The following is a 1,138-nucleotide window of genomic DNA, read 5'->3' on the forward strand; positions in this document are numbered from 1 at the left end:
CACAGGCGGCCCTGATCCACGAGCTGGCCCACGCCCTGGACCGTTTGCCTGCAGGGCGCTGGTCGGCACAGCCGCGGTTTCTGGACCTGGCCGGCTGGCAGCGCAAGCCGCTGAAGATGGGCCGAGGCCGCAACGCGTTCGCGCTGCGCAGCCCGGACGCCTATGAGCGGCACAGTCCCGCGGAGTTCTTCGCGGTCAACCTGGAACATGTGCTGCTGGATCCGGATTACGCCTGCCGGCGCCCGGCATTGCAGGCGTGGTACGCCGCCGCGCTCGGGTTGGAGCCGGTCACGGACGGCGCCTGTGCAGGCAGCCTGCCGTTCGTGCGCGCCGGCGAGGAGGAAGGCACCGGTACGCTGCTGGAGCTGGACCCGCAGCGCGTCTATGAGGTGGACTACCTGCTGGCCGAAGGCAACGACGTGCTGATGAGCCGCTGGGGCCACAGCATGCTGCGGCTGGTGGTCTGCGCGCCGGGGCGCCCGCGCGGTCCGGCCTGCCGCATGGATCTGCAGTACCACCTGGTGCTGTCCTTCCGTGCTTTTGTCGGTGATGTGCAGATTTCCAGCTGGCGCGGATTGACCGGTTCCTATCCCTCACGGCTGTTCGTGCTGCCGCTGAACCGGGTGGTGGACGAGTACACCCGGGTGGAGCTGCGCAGCCTGTCCTCCACGCCGTTGCAGCTGCAGCGCGATGAAGTGGCCGCGTTGTTGCGGCAGGCCGCGCGGCTGCACTGGAGCTATGACGGGCGCTACTACTTCATCAGCAACAATTGTGCGGTGGAAACCTGGAAGTTGTTGCACGAGGGCGTTCCGCGCTTTGCTGCCACTCCGCTGTCTTCGATCACCCCGACAGGCCTGCTGAAGAAACTGCGCCGGGCCGGGGCAGCCGTGCCTGCGCCGGCGGGGGATCGCGCCGAAGCGGTTCGCCGCGGTTATTACTTCGAGTCGGCCGCGCCGCACTATGCGCTGGTGTTTGCGCGGCTGCAGGCAACCACCCGCTTCCGGTGACCAGCGTCGAGGCGTGGCTGGCGCTGCCGGCCCTGGCAGCGGCGACGCTGGATCGACACGGCTCCCGGTTCCGATGGCGAGCATGTGGCTGCGCTACTGATGCTGGAACAGGCGGCGTGGCGCCGCAACGA

General features: G+C 68.5%; 1 pseudogene. It reads left to right on the top strand.

Annotation, left to right across the window (positions count from 1 at the left end):
• Nucleotides 1-1,138: pseudogene (locus JCM9942_RS16475) on the top strand (lipoprotein N-acyltransferase Lnb domain-containing protein); the annotation flags it as partial.

It is taken from the genome of Stenotrophomonas pictorum JCM 9942 (genome assembly GCF_001310775.1).
Classification (GTDB): Bacteria; Pseudomonadota; Gammaproteobacteria; order Xanthomonadales; family Xanthomonadaceae; genus Stenotrophomonas; species Stenotrophomonas pictorum.